21 protein-coding genes and 1 pseudogene are annotated in these 18,920 nt (G+C 60.6%); 16 read left to right on the top strand and 6 right to left on the bottom strand.

What is annotated here, in order from left to right; all coding sequences use genetic code 11:
* Window positions 1–205: 205 nt before the first annotated feature.
* Entirely contained in the window at window positions 206–1,891 is a 1,686-nt protein-coding gene (gene istA / locus BLV47_RS20030; RefSeq protein ID WP_062838241.1) for an IS21 family transposase, read from the top strand.
* A complete protein-coding gene (gene istB, locus BLV47_RS20025) occupies window positions 1,779–2,528 on the top strand; it encodes an IS21-like element IS1474 family helper ATPase IstB (RefSeq protein ID WP_062838242.1) in 750 nt (249 codons plus the stop codon). The genes istA and istB overlap by 113 nt, the downstream gene beginning before the upstream one ends.
* Before the next feature lie 93 nt (window positions 2,529–2,621).
* Here istB and BLV47_RS35630 read toward each other — a convergent pair.
* Window positions 2,622–2,783, bottom strand: a pseudogene (locus tag BLV47_RS35630) (RNA ligase RtcB family protein); the annotation flags it as partial.
* Between the two features lie 382 nt (window positions 2,784–3,165).
* Between BLV47_RS35630 and BLV47_RS20020 the strand changes: the two are divergent.
* From BLV47_RS20020 to BLV47_RS20005, 4 genes are all read left to right on the top strand, one after another.
* On the top strand, window positions 3,166–3,516 hold the full coding sequence (locus tag BLV47_RS20020; protein WP_092316448.1) for a hypothetical protein: 351 nt from the start codon (window positions 3,166–3,168) through the stop codon (window positions 3,514–3,516).
* Window positions 3,517–3,845: 329 nt separating this feature from the next.
* Window positions 3,846–4,475: a lytic polysaccharide monooxygenase auxiliary activity family 9 protein gene (locus BLV47_RS20015; protein WP_092316446.1), complete on the top strand. Its 630-nt coding sequence runs from the start codon at window positions 3,846–3,848 to the stop codon at window positions 4,473–4,475.
* Between the two features lie 45 nt (window positions 4,476–4,520).
* Window positions 4,521–5,987, top strand: a complete 1,467-nt coding sequence (locus tag BLV47_RS20010; RefSeq protein ID WP_092316444.1) for a carbohydrate-binding protein — start codon at window positions 4,521–4,523, stop codon at window positions 5,985–5,987.
* A gap of 271 nt (window positions 5,988–6,258) precedes the next feature.
* Window positions 6,259–6,699: a VOC family protein gene (locus BLV47_RS20005; RefSeq protein WP_092316442.1), complete on the top strand. Its 441-nt coding sequence runs from the start codon at window positions 6,259–6,261 to the stop codon at window positions 6,697–6,699.
* 236 nt (window positions 6,700–6,935) lie between these two features.
* Here BLV47_RS20005 and csrA read toward each other — a convergent pair whose 3' ends face one another.
* Window positions 6,936–7,130 carry a carbon storage regulator CsrA gene (gene csrA / locus BLV47_RS20000; protein ID WP_007920550.1) on the bottom strand — a complete coding sequence of 65 codons (195 nt, stop codon included), beginning with the start codon at window positions 7,128–7,130 and terminating at the stop codon, window positions 6,936–6,938.
* A 264-nt stretch (window positions 7,131–7,394) separates the two neighbouring features.
* Between csrA and BLV47_RS19995 the strand changes: the two genes are divergently transcribed.
* Window positions 7,395–7,745 (top strand): penicillin-binding protein activator LpoB, encoded by a 351-nt coding sequence (locus BLV47_RS19995; protein WP_092316440.1) that lies wholly within the window; start codon window positions 7,395–7,397, stop codon window positions 7,743–7,745.
* 51 nt (window positions 7,746–7,796) lie between these two features.
* Here the strand turns inward: BLV47_RS19995 and BLV47_RS19990 are convergent, their stop codons facing one another.
* The 3 genes from BLV47_RS19990 to BLV47_RS19980 form a co-directional block, all read right to left on the bottom strand.
* Complete coding sequence (locus BLV47_RS19990; RefSeq protein WP_092316438.1) at window positions 7,797–8,486, bottom strand: endonuclease; 690 nt, start codon at window positions 8,484–8,486, stop codon at window positions 7,797–7,799.
* 4 nt (window positions 8,487–8,490) lie between these two features.
* Window positions 8,491–8,760: a DUF1654 domain-containing protein gene (locus tag BLV47_RS19985; RefSeq protein WP_092316435.1), complete on the bottom strand. Its 270-nt coding sequence runs from the start codon at window positions 8,758–8,760 to the stop codon at window positions 8,491–8,493.
* Between the two features lie 192 nt (window positions 8,761–8,952).
* The gene (locus BLV47_RS19980) at window positions 8,953–10,041 is read right to left on the bottom strand and encodes an asparaginase (RefSeq protein ID WP_047303134.1); all 1,089 of its coding nucleotides are present in this window, start codon (window positions 10,039–10,041) and stop codon (window positions 8,953–8,955) included.
* A 338-nt stretch (window positions 10,042–10,379) separates the two neighbouring features.
* On the opposite strand from BLV47_RS19980, the gene BLV47_RS19975 reads away from it, so the two are divergent.
* The 8 genes from BLV47_RS19975 to BLV47_RS19940 all read left to right on the top strand — a co-directional run bounded on the left by BLV47_RS19975 (window position 10,380) and on the right by BLV47_RS19940 (window position 18,074).
* The gene (locus BLV47_RS19975) at window positions 10,380–10,832 is read left to right on the top strand and encodes a hypothetical protein (RefSeq protein ID WP_092316433.1); all 453 of its coding nucleotides are present in this window, start codon (window positions 10,380–10,382) and stop codon (window positions 10,830–10,832) included.
* 271 nt (window positions 10,833–11,103) lie between these two features.
* Window positions 11,104–12,060, top strand: a complete 957-nt coding sequence (locus tag BLV47_RS19970) for a sugar ABC transporter substrate-binding protein (protein ID WP_092316431.1) — start codon at window positions 11,104–11,106, stop codon at window positions 12,058–12,060.
* A 57-nt stretch (window positions 12,061–12,117) separates the two neighbouring features.
* Window positions 12,118–13,671: a sugar ABC transporter ATP-binding protein gene (locus BLV47_RS19965; protein WP_092316429.1), complete on the top strand. Its 1,554-nt coding sequence runs from the start codon at window positions 12,118–12,120 to the stop codon at window positions 13,669–13,671.
* Entirely contained in the window at window positions 13,668–14,645 is a 978-nt protein-coding gene (locus BLV47_RS19960) for an ABC transporter permease (protein ID WP_092316427.1), read from the top strand. Before BLV47_RS19965 ends, BLV47_RS19960 begins: the two co-directional genes overlap by 4 nt.
* A 3-nt stretch (window positions 14,646–14,648) precedes the next feature.
* Window positions 14,649–15,671, top strand: a complete 1,023-nt coding sequence (locus tag BLV47_RS19955) for a LacI family DNA-binding transcriptional regulator (RefSeq protein WP_092316425.1) — start codon at window positions 14,649–14,651, stop codon at window positions 15,669–15,671.
* Window positions 15,672–15,695: 24 nt separating this feature from the next.
* The gene (rbsK, locus tag BLV47_RS19950) at window positions 15,696–16,613 is read left to right on the top strand and encodes a ribokinase (protein ID WP_092316423.1); all 918 of its coding nucleotides are present in this window, start codon (window positions 15,696–15,698) and stop codon (window positions 16,611–16,613) included.
* On the top strand, window positions 16,610–17,014 hold the full coding sequence (gene rbsD, locus BLV47_RS19945; protein WP_092316421.1) for a D-ribose pyranase: 405 nt from the start codon (window positions 16,610–16,612) through the stop codon (window positions 17,012–17,014). The genes rbsK and rbsD overlap by 4 nt, the downstream gene beginning before the upstream one ends.
* A gap of 31 nt (window positions 17,015–17,045) precedes the next feature.
* Complete coding sequence (locus tag BLV47_RS19940) at window positions 17,046–18,074, top strand: nucleoside hydrolase (RefSeq protein WP_092316419.1); 1,029 nt, start codon at window positions 17,046–17,048, stop codon at window positions 18,072–18,074.
* Between the two features lie 31 nt (window positions 18,075–18,105).
* On the opposite strand, the gene BLV47_RS19935 is transcribed toward BLV47_RS19940, so the two are convergent.
* Window positions 18,106–18,318, bottom strand: coding sequence for a hypothetical protein (locus BLV47_RS19935; protein WP_092316417.1), 213 nt, complete (start codon window positions 18,316–18,318; stop codon window positions 18,106–18,108).
* A gap of 163 nt (window positions 18,319–18,481) precedes the next feature.
* Between BLV47_RS19935 and BLV47_RS19930 the strand changes: the two genes are divergently transcribed.
* Window positions 18,482–18,787, top strand: coding sequence for a hypothetical protein (locus BLV47_RS19930; RefSeq protein ID WP_042940719.1), 306 nt, complete (start codon window positions 18,482–18,484; stop codon window positions 18,785–18,787).
* Window positions 18,788–18,920: the final 133 nt, after the last annotated feature.

Here is an 18,920-nt window from a genome sequence, read left to right as displayed (position 1 = left end):
GACCGGCCGTTTCGGTTGATCGTGACCGGTCATTTCGCTAACGCGTGACCGCTCATTTCGGTAGCAACGTGACCGATTTTCCGCCTGTTCCGAAACAGGTGGTCACGGCTTACCGAAATCGCCGGTCACGACTTAGCGAAAGCCTTCCCCTTCGTTGCGCATGACCTGATGCGCCGCCATCCTCGACCGATTTCGGGAGAGGAAGATGGCGGCGCCGCGAGTAGCCATGCGAAACATCAAAGAATGTCTGCGCCTCAAGTTTGAGGCCGGCTTGTCCCACGAGAAGATTGCCCGTGCCTTGCAGCTGTCCAAGGGCGTGGTTAGCAAGTACATCGCGGCGGCGCGGGTGGCCGGGCTGGACTGGCCGGCGCTGGTGGCCATGGACGAGGCCGCGCTGGCGGCCGCCTTGTTTGCACCGACGTCGACGAACAAGCCGCGCGGTGAGCGAGTGCTGCCCGATGTGCTGAGCATCCACCGCGAGTTGCGACGCAAGGGCGTGACCTTGCAGCTGCTGTGGGAGGAATATCTCGCCGCGCATGCGGGCCAGCCGACCTACCGCTACACCCAGTTCGTCGAGCACTACCGGCGCTACGCCCAGACGCTCAAACGTTCGATGCGTCAGCTGCACCGTGCGGGCGAGAAGCTATTCATCGACTATGCCGGGCCGACGCTGCCGGTGGTCGACCCGGCCACCGGCGAAGTGCGCCGGGCGCACATCTTCGTCGCCGCCCTGGGCGCCTCGAATTACACCTATGCCTGCGCGACGCCAGGCGAAACCCAGGTGGACTGGCTGACCTCGCTGGGCCAGGCTCTGACCTACTTTGGCGGCGTGCCGGAAATGGTTGTGCCGGACAATCCGCGCGCCCTGGTCGCCCAGCCGGATCGCTACGAGCCGGGCCTGAACCGGGCCACGCTGGAGTGCGCGCGTCATTACCAGACGGTGATCCTGCCGGCACGGCCACGCAAGCCTCAGGACAAGGCCAAGGCCGAGGTGGCGGTGCAGGTGGTCGAGCGCTGGATCATGGCGCGGCTGCGCCATCGGCAGTTCTTCAGCCTGCATGCGCTTAACCAGGCCATCGCCGAGCTGCTGGAGGATCTGAATCGGCGCCCGTTCAAGCGGCTCGATGGCTGCCGGCGCGACTGGTTCGAGCGCCTGGATCGCCCGGCCTTGCGAGCGCTGCCGGTGCATCCCTACGAGGTCGCCACCTTCAAGCGCTGCAAGGTCAGCATCGACTACCACATCGAGGTCAATGGCAGCTTCTACAGCGTGCCCTCCGCCCTGGCCCGGCAGAACGTGGACGTGCGACTGACGGCACACACCCTGGAAGTGCTGCATGGCAACCGGCGGGTGGCCAGCCACCTGCTGCTGGGGCGACGCGGCGCTTACAGTACCCAGCGCGAGCACATGCCCGCGGCGCACCAGGCGCATCGCGAATGGACGCCACAACGCCTGCTCGACTGGGGCGCGCGGATCGGCCCCTACACGCGCCAACTGATCGATCACCAACTGACCCACAAGCCGCACCCGGAGATGGGCTACCGCGCCTGCCTCGGCCTGCTCTCGCTGGCCCGGCGCTATGGCAATGCACGCCTGGAAGCCGCTGCCGAACGTGCCGTACACCTGCGCGCCTTCACCGGGCGCAGCGTGCGCAACCTGCTCCAGCAAGGCCTGGATCAACAGCCGCTGCCCCAGCGTGCCGCCGAAACGACCTTACCCGGCGACCACGAGAACGTCCGTGGCGCCGACTACTACCAACCCCCGCAACAGGAGCTGTTCGATGATGCCGCAACACACCCTGAATCAACTGCACCAGCTACGCCTGGACGGCATGGCCCGCGCCCTGGAAGAGCAATGGACGCTGCCGGCCAGCCACAGCCTGAGCTTCGATGAACGCCTCGGCCTACTGCTCGACCGCGAACTGGCCTGGCGTGACAACCAGCGCCTGGTACGGCTGCGCAAGAAGGCCAAGCTCAAGTACGCCAACGCCTGCCTGGAAGATCTCGACCGCCGCACCGGACGCGCCCTGGACGAGCGTCTGATCGCCACCCTGGCCAGTGGCGACTGGATCCGCCAGCAGCACAACCTGCTGCTGACCGGCCCGACCGGTGCCGGCAAAACCTGGCTGGCCTGCGCCCTGGGCAACCAGGCCTGCCGCCAGGGCTATAGCACCCTGTACCTGCGCACCCCGCGCCTGCTGGAACAACTGCGCATCGCTCATGGCGACGGCAGCTTCGGCCGTACCCTGCAACAGCTGGCAAAGGTCGACGTCCTGGTGCTGGACGACTGGGCGCTAGCCCCGCTGGAGGAAGGAGCCCGGCATGACCTGCTGGAGGTGATCGACGACCGCGCTGGCAGCCGCTCCACCATCCTGACGAGCCAACTGCCCATCGAGCACTGGCACGGCTGGATCAACGACCCGACCCTGGCCGATGCCATCCTCGACCGCCTGGTGCACAACGCCTACCGACTGACGATGAAAGGCGAGTCGCTGCGCCGAAAAAAAGCCGAGGAACAAGCCGCATCGTGACCGATGCGATTACAATCCAGAACCCGCGCAACCGGGGTGGAAGCACCGGTCACGTATTAGCGAAACGCTCGGTCACGTTCACCGAAATCCGCAGTAGCCGCGGCCTGGGTGCAGGTCCGGCATGCCGACCACCTGGCGCATGCCGGGCAGTTGAGCGGTGGTTTGCAGTTGCTGGAGCGCTTTATCTTCGATCCAGGTGGTGTCTGAGGCGATCAGTGAGACGCCGTTCGACAAATGACGGATGCAAGTGTCCATGTCCAATTCCTGATTGGAAAAAAATAGTCAGGGAGTGGCAGGACGAAGCGGGATTAAGCGAAGGCGCTAGCAGGTAGCGGATACAGCGTTTAAACCAGGCACGTCCTGCAAGGGGTGATCAGCTGTTGCATGGTGGATCTCCTTGGCAAAAGTGTGGGAAGGGGCGCGAAGGTTAAACCTTCAGCTGGATCATGACAATGGGGAGTCCCGAATATACAACGCCGGTCCTTGTGGCAAGGCCCGTCAAGCCATGGCCTGGGGCGAGGCCGTTGCTGCGGGCTGTCAGAATGGCGCTTGCCTTGCAGTAGGTTTTTTCTGCGGTCTGACGCCTTTTTTCTGTCGCCTGAGCGATACTCTCGCGTTTTATGGATGAGGTGACGGCATGCGGGTGTTGATGGCGATGATGGTTGCGGTTTTGTTGGCCGGCTGTGCGGGTTCCACCATGGATGACGCTCGGGCCAGAACGCCCAACAAGACCCTGAGCTCGGCCAAGGCCGATCAACTGGTGGCGCAGTGCGTGCAGTTCGCCTGGCAGGATGAAGCGGTCTTTGGTGTTGACGCTGCGGCTTATCTGCAGCCGGGCAAGGGCGGTGGCTATACGGTGTATACCCGCGCCGCCGAATCCTTCGCGGACATCAAGATCGAGCCTTCCGGGACCACCATTCACTACTACGCGGTCGAGGACAACGCGGTCTCTAAGCGCCGCCTCGCGGCGTTGGCAACCTGCCTATAAGCAATGGATCGTTTCAGGCGTTTTCAGGGCAAACCCGGCAATGGCCGGGTTTGTTTTTTCTGCTGGGTGCTTTTTCGATGTTAGTTGGGCTGTCTGGGGCTTCTCATAAAGTTAAAGAGCAAGTCTTGCTGTAGAAAAGCGTGTAATACATTGACTCTTCAAGTTGTCAGTTCAAATCGGGAAGTCCAGGGTTTAATGGGGCTGGCGCCGACTTTTGCAAATTGTCCCGGGTGGTTAGTTTGCGAGCGCATGAAAAAAGTCGATAAAAGTGCGCTAAGTTAAAGGTGCTCAACGAGGAGCGAACTTAATTAATCAATGGAGTGAAATATATGAATAAGCCACAAGCTCAACTTAAACATGGCCGCATCGTGTCGCCTTCCAGTCGTGGCTCGGTCGCGGTGGAACTGGGTCTGCTGGGGACCTGGCAGGTGAATGAGATGGAAGGAGGAAAAAATTTCCCGTCTCTGGTTGCCGGCCCTTTCCCGAAACCCTACGACAGCGATGTGGCAAGCGTCGTACCACCCGCAGACGGTCATATTCTCAGCGGTGGCAAGGTTGATGAGCGCGACTGCATCAACTTCACCAACGATGAGATGTCGAAGAAACTCAACCGTGCATTCAACTGGCCGCTGCTCAGTGTCGATCCGGGGCAAGTCTTTCGCGTGCAGTGGGAATACACCGCACCTCACGTTACCCGTGGTTATAGCTGGTTCATCACCAAAGATGGCTGGGACCCGAAGCAGCGTATCAGTCGTGCACAACTGGAACCCAAGGCTTTTTATCAGGACTTTTATACTGAAGTTCCATTCGACAAGTTTGGCTCGGTGCTGAAGGCCAAGACCCATCATGAAGTTGTACTGCCGAAAAACAAGAAAGGCCATCATGTTGTGGTGTTGCTGTGGATCGTTGCCAATACTGGCAACGGGTTCTATCAGGCGTTCGATCTGGACTTCAAGTAAGTTGCAGGCTTAGAGCATTATTTATCCGTTCTGAAGGATTAGAGCATGAATAAAATTGACTTTACATCGATCAAGACTCAGCCCGCGGATGCCGCATCTCTGATGCCGAGCATTGCCGGCAAGAAGATCCTCATGGGCTTCTGGCACAACTGGGCCGCCGGTCCTGCTGATGGTTACCAGCAGGGGCACTTCGCCAATCTCAATCTGCTGGATGTGCCCAAGGAATATAACGTGGTGGCGGTGGCCTTCATGAAGGGGCACGGCATTCCTACGTTCAAGCCTTACAACCTGTCGGATGAAGAGTTCCGGCGTCAGGTGGGCGTGCTCAATAGCCAGGGGCGGGCGGTGCTGATCTCTCTGGGCGGCGCCGATGCGCATATCGAATTGCACAAGGGCAACGAGCAGCCCCTGGCCAGCGAGATCATCCGCTTGGTGGAGACTTACGGTTTCGATGGCCTGGATATCGATCTGGAGCAGAGCGCTATCGACTTCGCTGACAACAAGAGCGTGTTGCCGGCCGCGCTGAAGCTGGTGAAGGATCATTACGCCGGCCAGGGCAAGCACTTCATCATCAGCATGGCCCCCGAGTTTCCGTACCTGACCAGCAATGGCAAATACGTGGCGTACCTGCAGGCCCTGGAGGGCTACTACGACTTTGTCGCGCCGCAGTATTACAACCAGGGCGGCGATGGGCTCTGGGTGCAGGAGGTCAATGGCGGGCAGGGGGCGTGGATCGCCCAGAACAACGACGCCATGAAGGAGGACTTTCTGTTCTACCTGACCGACAGCCTGGCCTCGGGTACGCGTGGTTTCACCCGGATTGCCGCGGACAAGCTGGTGATCGGTTTGCCGAGCAACGTCGATGCGGCAGCCACCGGATATGTCATCGAACCTGCGGCGTTGAACAATGCGTTCAGGCGCTTGCAGGAGAGTGGGCACGCCATCAAGGGCTTGATGACCTGGTCGGTGAACTGGGACGCCGGAGTCAATCGGCAGGGCGTGCATTACGACTGGGAATTCCGCAACCGTTACGCACCGTTGATCCATGGTAATGGCGGCGAGCCGGAGAGGCCCGGGGCGCCGGGCAATCTGCTGGTGCAGGGGACCACTCGCAGCAGCGTCAGCTTGAGTTGGGGAGCTTCCGGCGGCCGGCTGCCGGTGGAGTTCTATACCCTGTACCGCGATGGCAATGCGGTGGGCAAGACGGCGACTGCAGCCTATGAGGACAAGGGGCTGAATGCGGATACTCAGTACAGCTACTTTGTCACGGCTACTGACACTCAGGGCCGGGAATCCTTGCCCAGCCGCAGCTTGAGCGTCAGGACCGCGGGAGGTGTGGTCGATCCGAGCTTTCCCGAGTGGCGTACCAGCCAGCGCTACATGAGGGAGGAAGGCGTGACTTATGAAGGCAATCGCTATCTCTGCCTTCAGGAGCACACCTCCAACCCGGGGTGGACGCCTTCCGTGGCATTCACGTTATGGAGCAAGGTGCTGCTGGAGCGTCATGCTTGAGGCCTAGAGGTCAGTGCCCGAGGGCATGATCGGGCGGCCCGCGCGGATATTGTCGATCCGAATGCGGGCCGCTTTTTGCGTTTTTCCGGGGCTGTTCGGATTGCCTCATTCCTTGGTATCACGCCTGCGCAGACGCTGATACGGGTTACCGTCGCAGGTCCTTGCCTCGCGTGAGCTTGGCTCAGTTGTAATCATTGGTAAGCGATGCTGCTTTCGGGCTTGGCTTGGTGGTAGGTTCGCGGCTCGATTGAATGAGCAAGGAAAGCCCTCGATGTTTCAAATGAATAACCTGGTTCCGGAAATGCTGGTCAGCCATCTGGAACGCAGCCTGTGTTTTTACCGCGATACCCTGGGTTTCAAGGTGGAGTATCAGCGTCCCGAACATTTCTTTGCCTTTCTTTCATTCAACGGTGGGCAATTGATGCTGGAACAGGATGATCAGGAGGAGTCGGAGTGGCGGGTAGGCCCCTTGCAGGCACCCTTTGGTCGCGGCATGAACCTGTCCATCGAGTGCCCGGATATTCGCCAGCTGGCATTGGCGCTGAAGCAGGCCGGTATCGCCTTGCGCAGGGACATCCAGGAATGCTGGTATCGCCATGATGAGTTGCTGCATGGTGAATTGAACCTGCTGGTGCAGGATCCTGATGGCTACCTGCTGCGGTTTACCGAGGACCTGGGGTTCAAGCCGGTGGAGCCGTCAGCAGGCGCCTGACCGCTGTGCCCGGGTGCGACGCCTGCATCGTTGCGGCGCCGCGGGCCGGGAGGCAGCGGCAGGATGGGTTGCCAGAAAGGGGCGTTGTTCAGTGGTTGACGAAAATCCGCTGCGCGGGAATCTGTTGTGGCCGCTGTCCGTAGAGGACAGGCGGTGTAGGGGGAGAAGCTCAAGATGAACAAGGCACGCGCCGCACCAGCCTTGGATTGCAGGCGAGGAGCGGGTGCTCATTGAGTTCAAGGGGTTTCGCGCTTGTCCGGGGCAGTGAGTCCGGCCTGAATGCGTTGATAGATTTCTTCGCGGTGTACCGCGACATCTTTTGGCGCGTTGATTCCGATGCGGACCTGTTGGCCGCTGACGCCGAGGATGGTGATCGTAATGTCGTCACCGATGTTTATGCTTTCACCGACTTTGCGGGTGAGTATCAGCATGATCTTCTCCTTGATAGCTTTGTAGGGCACCAGATTCAAACAGTGCAGAGGTCGGTCTTAGGTATAGATTAGTGCGAAGTTCCACTGAGTGGGTGCCTCTTTCTGACGCGCAGGCGATCTATTAATTCCCCAGGCGCAACTATACATAGGCAATAAATATCATTCTTCCTGTTTCGGCCTGATTTTGTGACGAGGTCTCTGGTGGCTGGAGTGCTAAAATCGCCGCCTCAGACTTTCTAGGGGTGGGTTGTGCGCACAGTAGCGATGATGATGGCGGTGCTGGCCTTGGCCGGATGCGGCGAAGGCAAGCAGGTCGAAGCAAACAAGACTGCGGCGGCGCAGGTTCAACCGGTTCAGGCGTCCAACGCGCCGCAGTGGGATGTGCTGGTGGGCAGCGAGTTGCCTCAGGCGGTAAGCGATCTGACCGGCTGGCTGATCGAGCACGGGATCATTTCCAATGTGCTGACCGTTGGGGGCAAGCGCCTGGTGGTGGTCGGTCCGTTTGCTTCCCAGGCCGAAGCCGAGGCCAAGAAGAATGAAGTGATCGAAAAGCTGGTCAAGGCCAAGAAGCGCGATATCGACGTCACTGTCATCGAGCATCAAACCGCGCAATAAGCCTGTTTGCACAGGATCCAGAATCGCCCGCGTTCAGCGGGCGATCTGCTTTCAGCCGCAGGCCTTGAGGTTGACCGCGCCGACGAACTCATTGCCGCGCCCCATGACACAGGCCACGCTCTGATTGCGCTGGCGTTCCCAGTCTTGCACCGGGTAGGTCTTGTTCCAGGCTTCGAAGAGCTGGAGGTCCTGCTTCGACAGGCGCAGGCCGTACTGCTTGCTCATGTAGAAGTAGGTGCGGGCAATCATGCCGCGAATCGACGGCCGTGGCATGACCTTCTTGGCCTTGAAGTCGACCTGGGTCAGGCACGAACCGTACTGGCCCGATTGCTCCGGCAGCCAGCCGAAGCTGAAGTTGCTGCGGTCGCCATTCACTTCGCCAATGCTCGGTACCAGGTTGTGCAGGTCGGCTTCGGCGCGCTGATAGACCGTATCGGTGCGCGTGCAGTTCTTGCGTCCGCCTTGCTGCCAGCACTGGCGCTGATGGCCGATCTGCCAGGCCGGCACTATGTGTTCCCACTCGATGCGTTCGGCGCGTTTGGCGTTCTTGCGCGGTACGTAGCCGCAGGCCGCCAGGTTCACCCGATTGCCGGTGTACTTGCAGCCGCAATAGAACTCGGTGGATTGTGGGGCATAGAGCTTCCAGGCGACCTTCTTGGCTTCGCTGAAGGTACGGGGCGCATCGGCTTGGGCGGTACAGGCGAGAAACAGCAACAGCAGGGCAAAACAACGAACACTCATCGACTCAGTCTTCCTTCGGCACAACCCAGAAAATCTGCACGCCGCCGTCGTCGCGATAGGCGAGGGTAACGTTGTCGTTTTCGGCGATTTCTTCCAGCAGGCGCTCCCACTCGTCCTGGGGTTCGTCGGCGAGGCGGAAGATCAGCGCGGCCTTGGCTTTCTGTGCGGTGGGGGAGTTGATGATTTTCTGGATGCGTACACCCAGGCGTTCGTAGGAACTGAGGGGCGTTTGGGTCGTGGCCACGGAACAATCCTTATTAAGCTGTACGAACATACAGTATTTAACTGTAGGAAATTTCGCAACTGCTTAAAATTCAAGAAGTTCTTCTGACCACGTTTTACGCATTTGTCTCACGAGGCGAGCAGATATTTTTACTGGGAGGGAGGAGGCGGTAGCGGGACCACCCGCCCGGGCGGGCGAGTGGTTGCAAGCGTGCTCGACCGGGGCCGGTCGAGCAGGGTTCTGTCAGTATTCCCAGAACATGCGTTGCAGTTCCTTGCTGTCCTGAGTCTTGGTCAGGGCGACCATGGCCAGGATGCGGGCTTTCTGCGGGTTCAGGTCATGAGCCACGACCCAGTCGTACTTGTCGTCAGGTTGTTCGGCGTTGCGCAGGACGAAGCCACCGGCATTGACGTGGGAAGAGCGGATGATCTGTACACCGTTCTTGCGCAGTTCCTGCAGGGCGGGGACTACACGGGAAGACACCGAACCGTTGCCGGTGCCGGCGTGGATGATGGCTTTGGCGCCGCCCTGGGCCAGGGCTTTGTAGGCTGTGTCGCTGACGTTGCCATAGCCGTAGGCGATTTCTACGTCAGGCAGGCTCTTGATGTTCTTGATGTCGAATTCCGAATCCATGGTGTGGCGCTTGGCCGGCAGGCGGAACCAGTAGGATTTGCCTTCCACCACCATGCCCAGCGGGCCCCATGGGCTCTTGAAGGCTTCGGTCTTGATGTTGATCATTTTGCTGACATCGCGGCCGGACTGGATTTCATCGTTCATGGTCACCAGTACGCCTTTGCCGCGAGCATTCTTGCTGCCGGCGACGGCCACGGCGTTGTACAGGTTGAGCATGCCGTCAGCGGACATGGCGGTGCCTGGGCGCATGGAGCCGACCACTACGATTGGCTTGTCGGTCTTTTCCACCAGGTTGAGGAAATAGGCGGTTTCTTCCAGGGTGTCGGTGCCGTGGGTGATGACGATGCCATCAACGTCCTTGCTGTCGGCCAGTTCGGCAACGCGGCGACCCAATTGCAGCAGGTTTTCGTTGGTGATGCTTTCCGAGGCGATCTGCATGACCTGCTCGCCACGCACGTTGGCCAGCTGGTTCAGTTCCGGGATGCCGGCGATCAGTTGTTCGATACCGACCTTGGCCGCCTGATAGGTGGCGCTGTTGGCCGCGCTGGCGCCGGCGCCGGCGATAGTGCCGCCGGTGGCGAGGACTACGACGTTGGCGAGTTTCTGCTGGGTTTCAGCTTCTTTGGCCTGCAGAGCGGCAGGCAGAAGCAGGAGGAGGGCCAAAGCGCCCGGGGCGAAGGATTTGAAGGCAGATTTCATTATTTTCTCTCTAGTAGTGAGACGGTGCTGATGCAGGTTCATCTAGAAACACCTCGGCGGCAGATCTGTTTGCGCCGGGGCAGCGAGGATTGAGCAGGATCTGTACCAGCGCTACCTTGGTCGGTTAGGTATTTTAAGTTACTGATTCATATCAATTTTATTTCTGTTTGTGGTCGCGTTGAGTCAAGCGGCGTCCGGTTTTCCGAACATTTGTGCAGCGCTGTGTTCGGCTATCCGAAAATACTCGTCGTCAGTCCTGAAGCGACTTCTTGCATATTCATTAAAGAATGTTCAGCGGCGGTCGATGATCCTTCTAGGATTTTTCACAAGGAGTTCCCATGTCACTGTCAGTCGGATTTCCAGGGGCAGGAGCCATTCTGATCAATGGCAAGTCACCCGCGACCATCAATGCATTGAACGATGCCACCGCCGAGCAGGCGTCTAGCGCGCTGGGCACCGACGAGTCGGGTAGCTTGCGAGTCGGTTCCAGCAAGCAGGCCGAACAGTCTGAAAGCAAAAGCTCAAGCTCAGACAATCACAGCATCGTGGTAAAGATGCTGCTCAAGCGCATGGAGGAACTGCAGCAGCAACTTCGAGAGCAGCAACAGCAGCTGGCTGCCGCCCAGGCCGCCAACTACCCAACCCCCGAGGCCAAGCAGACGACAGTCATGGCCATTCAAGGGCAGGTCGCGGCTACCAACGGTGCCCTGGCAGAGGTTTCGGCCAATCTGGTGCGGGAGTTGGCCAAGGAGTCTTCCTCCTCCGGTGGTCTGGTGAATACCAGCGCCTGAATCATCAGCCTGTCCGGGAGCATTTTCGGACAGGTTCTTCTCCAAGCGGCCGGCTGCGAATGGCTGCTTAGGCTCTCTGATTGCAGATTGAACCGCGTTGACAAACTCTGGCGAGGTTCGCATAGTTCGTTTTACGCAAACGTTTGCGCGGTGCTCGGGAAGCGCTGATCGTCTATCTTTCCGAGGCATGGCGCCGGCCAGCGCCACCGCTAACCTGGTGGCACCGCCGGGCGAACGCTGCTCACAATAATCATAAGATCGGAGTGAACCCATGAAGCTGCCCTTTGCTGGACGTCTACTCGCTGTCGCCGTTTTGGCCGCTGCATCCGCTGCCCTTCCTGTCTCTTCGGCTCTGGCCGACACCCCGCAGAAACCCAAGGTCGCCCTGGTCATGAAATCCCTGGCCAACGAGTTCTTCCTGACCATGGAAGACGGTGCCAAGGCTTATCAGAAAGAGCACTCCGGCGATTTCGACCTGGTGTCCAACGGCATCAAGGACGAAACCGATACCGCCAACCAGATCCGTATCGTCGAGCAGATGATTGTCTCCAAGGTCAACGCCCTGGTGATCGCTCCCGCCGACTCCAAGGCGATGGTGCCGGTGATCAAGAAGGCGGTGGACGCCGGGATCACGGTGATCAATATCGATAACCAGCTCGATCCCGGGGTGCTCAAGAGCAAGAACATCAGCGTGCCTTTCGTCGGGCCGGACAACCGCAAGGGCGCACGCCTGGTGGGTGAGTACCTGGCCAAGCAACTCAAGGCCGGGGATGAAGTCGGGATCATCGAAGGCGTCTCCACCACCACCAATGCGCAACAGCGCACCGCCGGCTTCAAGGACGCAATGGAGGCCGCGCAGATCAAGGTGGTGTCGCTGCAATCGGGTGACTGGGAGATAGACGCCGGCAACCGCGTCGCCTCGGCCATGCTCAGCGAGTATCCGAATCTCAAGGCGTTGCTGGCCGGCAACGACAGCATGGCGGTAGGGGCGGTGTCCGCTGTGCGGGCCGCCGGCAAGGCGGGCAAGGTCCAGGTAGTGGGCTACGACAATATCAACGCCATCAAGCCGATGCTCAAGGATGGCCGGGTCCTGGCCACTGCCGATCAGTTCGCCGCCAAGCAGGCGGTGTTCGGTATCGAGACGGCGCTGAAGATCCTCAAGGGCGAGAAGGTCGACAGCGGTGCCAATGGCGTGATCGAAACTCCGGTTGCGCTGGTCACCAAATAGTCGTTGCGACGGCCCAACGGCGCTCGCCCGCAAGGGTGAGCGCATGGAGAGTTTCCTATGTCAGTTTCCGCTGCGAACGCTGTCCTTTCGGTCAGCGGTATCGGCAAGACCTATGCACAACCGGTATTGACCGGCATCGACCTGACGCTGCTGCGCGGGGAGGTGCTGGCCCTGACCGGGGAAAACGGTGCCGGCAAGAGTACCCTGTCGAAGATCATCGGTGGCCTGGTCAGTCCGACCATCGGGCACATGCAGTTCAATGGTCAGGACTATCGTCCCGCTAGCCGCACCCAGGCCGAGGACCTGGGTATCCGCATGGTCATGCAGGAGCTCAACCTGCTGCCGACCCTGTCGGTGGCCGAAAACCTGTTTCTCGACAACCTGCCCAGCAATGGCGGCTGGATCAGCCGCAAGCAACTGCGCAAGGCGGCGATCGAAGCCATGGCCCAGGTCGGCCTGGACGCCATCGATCCTGACACCCTGGTGGGCGAGTTGGGCATCGGCCATCAGCAAATGGTGGAGATTGCCCGCAACCTGATCGGCGACTGCCATGTGCTGATTCTTGATGAGCCCACGGCCATGCTCACGGCTCGCGAGGTGGAGATGCTTTTCGAGCAGATCGCCCGTCTGCAGGCTCGGGGTGTATCGATCATCTATATCTCCCATCGCCTGGAAGAACTGTCCCGGATTGCCCAGCGCATTGCCGTATTGCGCGATGGTTGCCTGGTCTGTGTCGAGCCCATGGCCAACTACAACAGCGAGCAGTTGGTGAACCTGATGGTGGGGCGCGAGCTGGGCGAGCATATCGATCTGGGTGAGCGCAAGATCGGCGCCCCGGCGCTGACGGTGAGCAACCTTTGCCGTTCGGACAAGGTTCGCGATGTGTCGTTTGCGGTGCGCAGCGGCGAGATCTTCGGGATTTCCGGGCTGATCGGGGCAGGGCGTACTGAGCTGTTGCGCCTGATCTTCGGCGCCGATGCTGCCGACAGCGGCAGCATTGCCCTGGGGACGCCGGCGCGGCCTGTGAGCATTCGCTCGCCGGTGGACGCCGTGGCCAACGGTATTGCCCTGATCACCGAGGACCGCAAGGGAGAGGGCCTGCTGCTGACCCAGTCGATCAGCGCCAATATCGCCTTGGGCAATATGCCGGCGATTTCCCGTCGTGGCCTGGTCAATGGCCAGGACGAGGAGCAGTTGGCTCGGCGGCAGATCGACGCCATGCGCATTCGCAGTTCCAGCCCGGCGCAACGGGTCAGTGAATTGTCCGGCGGCAACCAGCAGAAAGTAGTGATCGGTCGCTGGCTGGAGCGCGACTGCTCGGTGCTGCTGTTCGACGAACCCACTCGCGGCATCGATGTCGGCGCCAAGTTCGATATCTACGGCCTGCTGGGCGAGTTGACCCGCCAGGGCAAGGCTCTGGTGGTGGTGTCCAGCGACTTGCGCGAGTTGATGCTGATCTGCGACCGCATCGGCGTGCTGTCTGCCGGACGTCTGATCGACACCTTCGAGCGTGACAGCTGGACCCAGGACGAATTGCTTGCCGCCGCCTTTGCCGGCTATCAGAAACGAGATGCGCTGCTCAATGAAGTGGCGCCTAGGAACGCACCATGAATACTGCACCTGCAAGCGGCAAGCGAGGCGGCCATTACTACGGCCTCGGCACTTACCTGGGGCTGGCGGGGGCCTTGTTGGGGATGATTGTTCTGTTCTCCCTGCTCAGCAGTCACTTCCTCTCCTATGACACGTTCAGCACCCTGGCCAACCAGATTCCCGACCTGATGGTGCTGGCGGTGGGCATGACCTTTGTGCTGATCATCGGCGGCATCGATTTGTCCGTTGGCTCGGTGCTGGCCCTGGCCGCTTCGACGGTCAGCGTGGCGATCCTCGGCTGGGGCTGGAGCGTGGTACCTGCGGCGTTGCTGGGCATGGCGTGTGCGGCGCTGGCGGGAACCATCACCGGATCGATCACCGTGGCCTGGCGCATTCCGTCGTTCATCGTTTCCCTGGGGGTGCTGGAAATGGCCCGGGGCGTGGCCTACCAGATGACCGGCTCGCGCACCGCCTATATCGGCGACGCCTTTGCCTGGCTGTCGAATCCGATTGCCTTTGGCATTTCGCCGTCGTTTATCATTGCCCTGCTGATTATCTTTCTGGCCCAGGCGGTGCTGACGCGCACTGTGTTCGGCCGCTACCTGATCGGCATCGGTACCAACGAAGAAGCGGTGCGCCTGGCGGGGATCAACCCCAAACCCTACAAGATCCTGGTGTTCAGCCTGATGGGATTGTTGGCGGGCATTGCGGCGCTGTTTCAAATTTCTCGCCTGGAAGCGGCAGACCCGAATGCGGGCTCCGGTCTGGAGTTGCAGGTCATCGCCGCGGTGGTGATCGGCGGCACCAGCCTGATGGGCGGACGCGGTTCGGTGATCAGTACCTTCTTTGGCGTCTTGATTATTTCCGTGCTGGCTGCGGGCCTGGCGCAAATCGGCGCATCCGAACCGACCAAGCGCATCATCACCGGTGCGGTCATTGTGATTGCCGTGGTGCTGGACACCTATCGCAGCCAGCGCGCCAATCGGCGGGTTTGATTCATGGCAACCATTAAGGATGTGGCGGCGCTGGCGGGGATTTCCTACACCACGGTGTCCCATGTACTGAACAAGACACGCCCGGTCAGCGAGGAGGTTCGGGTCAAGGTCGAAGCGGCGATCAAGCGCCTGGATTATGTACCCAGCGCGGTGGCGCGTTCGCTGAAGGCCAAGACCACGGCCACCATAGGTTTGCTGGTGCCCAACAGCCTCAACCCGTACTTTGCCGAGCTGGCGCGGGGGATCGAGGACTACTGCGAGCGCAACGGCTACTGCGTGATTCTCTGCAACTCCGACGACAACCCGCAGAAGCAGCGCAACTACTTGCGGGTGCTGCTGGAAAAACGCATCGACGGCTTGATCGTGACCTCCGCCGGAGGCGACAGCGGCCTGGCCCAGGGCCTGGCCGGGGTGCGCACGCCGATGGTGATCGTCGACCGCGGGCTGGAGGGCGTGGACGCCGACCTGGTGCGCATCGACCACCAATACGGTGCCTACCTGGCGACCCGGCACCTGTTGGACCTGGGGCATCGCGACATTGCCTGCATTGGTGGGCCGGCCCAGACCAGCGTGGCGCAGTTGCGTCTGGCGGGCTTTCATCAGGCGTTGCACGAAGCAGGGGTTGCAGTACCGGCCTCGCGCCTTCTGGAAAGTGATTTCAGTAGCACCGGTGGTTATCTGGCGGCGGCACAGTTGCTCGATGGCCCCAGCCGGCCCAGCGCGATATTCGCTGGCAACGACATGATGGGCATCGGCGTACTGCGGGCGGCTGCGGAACGCAATATCCGCGTGCCCGGCCAGCTCTCGGTGATTGGCTTCGACGACATTCTCATGAGTCGCTATGTCTACCCGGCGCTGACCACGGTCGGCCAGTCGATCCTGCAGCTGGGCGAGACTGCGGCAGAGTTGCTGCTGCGCCGGATCGCCTCGCGGGAGTTGCCGGTCGACCAGCGCATCGTGAAGCCGAATATTGTCTTGCGGGAATCCACGGCGCCGCTTGGCGGTGCCTTTGCCGAATACCGCTGAACCCAAATGATTGAGTATCGATGTATGCCAGCAAAAGTAGTGGTAGTGGGAAGCCTCAACATGGACCTGGTCACCCGGGCCGAGCGCCTGCCCCGCGGGGGCGAGACGCTGATTGGCAAGTCCTTCGCCACGGTATCCGGTGGCAAGGGGGCCAATCAGGCGGTAGCCGCGGCGCGGCTCGGGGCGCAGGTCTCGATGGTTGGCTGTGTCGGCGCTGACGCCTATGGCGAGCAACTGCGTGGCGCCTTGCTCGCCGAGCAGATCGATTGCCAGGCTGTCAGCGTGGTCGAGGGCTCCAGCGGCGTGGCCCTGATCGTGGTGGATGACAGCAGTCAGAATGCGATTGTCATTGTCGCTGGCGGCAATGGTCTGCTCAGTCCCGAGAAGGTCGCAGGATTCGATCGGGTGCTGCAGGAGGCTGAGGTGATCATTTGCCAGCTGGAAGTGCCCATGGCGACGGTGGGTTACACCCTCAAGCGCGGGCGCGAGCTGGGCAAGACGGTGATTCTCAATCCGGCGCCGGCCAGCGCGCCGCTGCCGGGCCAGTGGTATGGCTCTATCGATTACCTGATTCCCAATGAAAGCGAGGCTTCGGCGCTCAGTGGGGTGACCGTGGACTCCCTGGAGAGCGCCGAGGTGGCGGCCGGTCGTTTGATCGCCGCTGGCGCCGGCAAGGTCATCATTACCCTGGGGGCGCAAGGCTTGCTGTTTGCCGATGGCCACAGCTGTGAGTATTTCCCGGCACCCAAGGTCAAGGCCGTCGACACTACCGCGGCGGGAGACACCTTTGTCGGTGGTTTTGCCGCGGCTCTGGCTGCCGGCAAGAGCGAGGTCGAAGCGATCCGCTTTGGTCAGGTCGCCGCGGCGTTGTCGGTGACCCGGGCTGGCGCACAACCTTCCATTCCCATGCTGTCCGACGTTCAGGCGTTTGCACCCTCATGAAAAAGACCCCTTTGCTCAATATTGCCCTGTCACGCTTGATCGCCTCCCTGGGGCACGGCGACATCGTGGTGATTGGTGATGCCGGTCTGCCGGTGCCTGCGGGCGTCGAGTTGATCGACTTGGCCCTGACCCACGGCGTTCCCGATTTTCTCGGCACGCTGAAGGTGCTGCTCAGTGAGATGCAGGTGGAGAGTCATGTGCTGGCCGAGGAGATTCTGCGCAAGCGGCCGCAGCCTCTGTCGGGGCTCGATGAGCTGGACCTCAATGGCCAGCTGGGGGCGCGCAAACTGCTCAGTCACGAAGATTTCAAGGTGCTCTGCCGACAGGCCCGGGCGGTGGTCCGCACGGGAGAGTGCCAGCCCTATTGCAACATCGCCCTGGTTGCCGGGGTGACTTTCTAGGCCTTTTCATACCCTGCACAAGGAGTGCGCCATGCACCGCTATGCTCAGCTATTCAATCACTGGTTCCGGAGTCTGCTGCTTTTGTCTCTGCTCACTGCTACCGGCGCTCAGGCGGCGGAAAAAATCGATCTGATCATCGATACCGATCCGGGGGCCGACGATGTGGTGGCCCTGCTGTTCGCCCTGGCCTCGCCCGAAGAACTGCACATCCGTGCCTTGACCACGGTGGCGGGCAACGTGCGCCTGGACAAGACCTCACGCAATGCCCGACTGGCTCGTGAGTGGGCGGGGCGTGATGAAGTGCCGGTCTATGCCGGGGCGCCCAAGCCACTGCTGCGCACGCCGATCTACGCCGAGAATATCCACGGCAAGGAGGGCATCTCCGGGGTGGCCGTGCATGAGCCCAAGGCGCCTCTGGCCAAGGGCAATGCGGTGAACTACCTGATCGACACCCTGCGTGCAGCCAAGCCCCACAGCATCACCATCGCCATGCTCGGTCCGCAGACCAACCTGGCGCTGGCGCTGATCCAGGCTCCGGATATCACCCAAGGCATCAAGGAGGTGGTGGTCATGGGCGGTGCCCATTTCAATGGCGGCAACATCACGCCGGTGGCCGAGTTCAACCTGTTCGCCGATCCGCAGGCCGCGGAAGTGGTGCTCAAGAGTGGCGTCAAGTTGACCTACTTGCCCTTGGATGTGACGCACAAGGTGCTGACCAGCGATGCGCGTCTGCAGAAGATCGCGACCCTGAACAACAATGCCAGCAAAGTGGTGGGGGATATCCTCAACGAGTACGTCAAGGGGGATATGGAGCACTACGGGATTCCTGGTGGCCCGGTACATGACGCTACCGTGATCGCTTACCTCCTGAAGCCCGAGTTGTTCACCGGGCGCCAGGCCAACATGGTCGTCGACAGTCGCGAAGGGCCGACCTTCGGCCAGACCATCGTCGACTGGTACGACGGCCTGAAGCAGGAAAAGAACGTGTTCTGGGTTGAGAATGGCGATGCTCAGGGCTTCTTCGATCTGCTCACCGAGCGTCTGGCCCGTCTCAAGTAAGTCGCGCCCCGCAGGCACGACCTGCGGGGTGCTATTCCCGTTCCGGGTCCTGGGCGCCCAAGTGGTCGGCTGGGTATTTCTCGAATACCTGCTCGATGAATGCACGGGCTGACTGGGTTCCCAGCTCCTTGACCAGCAGATCTATGCCAATGATTGCCAACTCTTCCGGGCTTCCCGGGCTATAGGAGCACTGGCCCTGGGGCCATTTGGCTTTGATGTCGGCGTCAATACTCACGGTAGCCATGAAGGTCTCACGAATTCGGATAAGGCGGGCCTCAGGTCAGGCCTGGGCAGGTGTTTACTACGGCGCAGAGTTAACCATGTTGCCGGGCATTTGGCACTGCGACTTAGGCATCAGGCAGGTGCTGTGCGACACTGGCGCTTTTCCTGCGCTCAAGGAAGCCACCGTGCAAATCGATTTGAACCAGCCTGATGCCCTGACCCTGGAGGCGGTGCGTCAGCTTCTGGCTTCGGCCAGTGATAGCGTGCATACCCAGTTACGTGTCACCAAGGGTGGAATGGCCTACATTTCTTCGGGAGTCGTGGGCGGTGCCGAGATCGAGGGCTTGTTGTTTCGCCTGGAAACCTGGGCGGCGGGATCCGGTTATGTTGGTAACGTGGCGGCCAGCGATGAGGTCTGGGTGATGCAGATTTTCAATGCGCTCAAGCAGAACTGGCCGAAGCCGGCGTTTGACTATATCGACATCTATTGAGTGCCGTTCATATTCGGTGACGATTGTCCTGTGAAAGTGGATCGATGGCTGAGGCAGACTTGTCCGCCAGCTGTGGGGCAGGGCAAAAGGCCATTGGTTTTTGAAACCAAACGCAAAATCGACTGTCGCACGA

The organism is Pseudomonas saponiphila (genome assembly GCF_900105185.1).
GTDB lineage: Bacteria > Pseudomonadota > Gammaproteobacteria > Pseudomonadales > Pseudomonadaceae > Aquipseudomonas > Aquipseudomonas saponiphila.
This window is presented reverse-complemented; position numbering and strand designations above follow the sequence as displayed.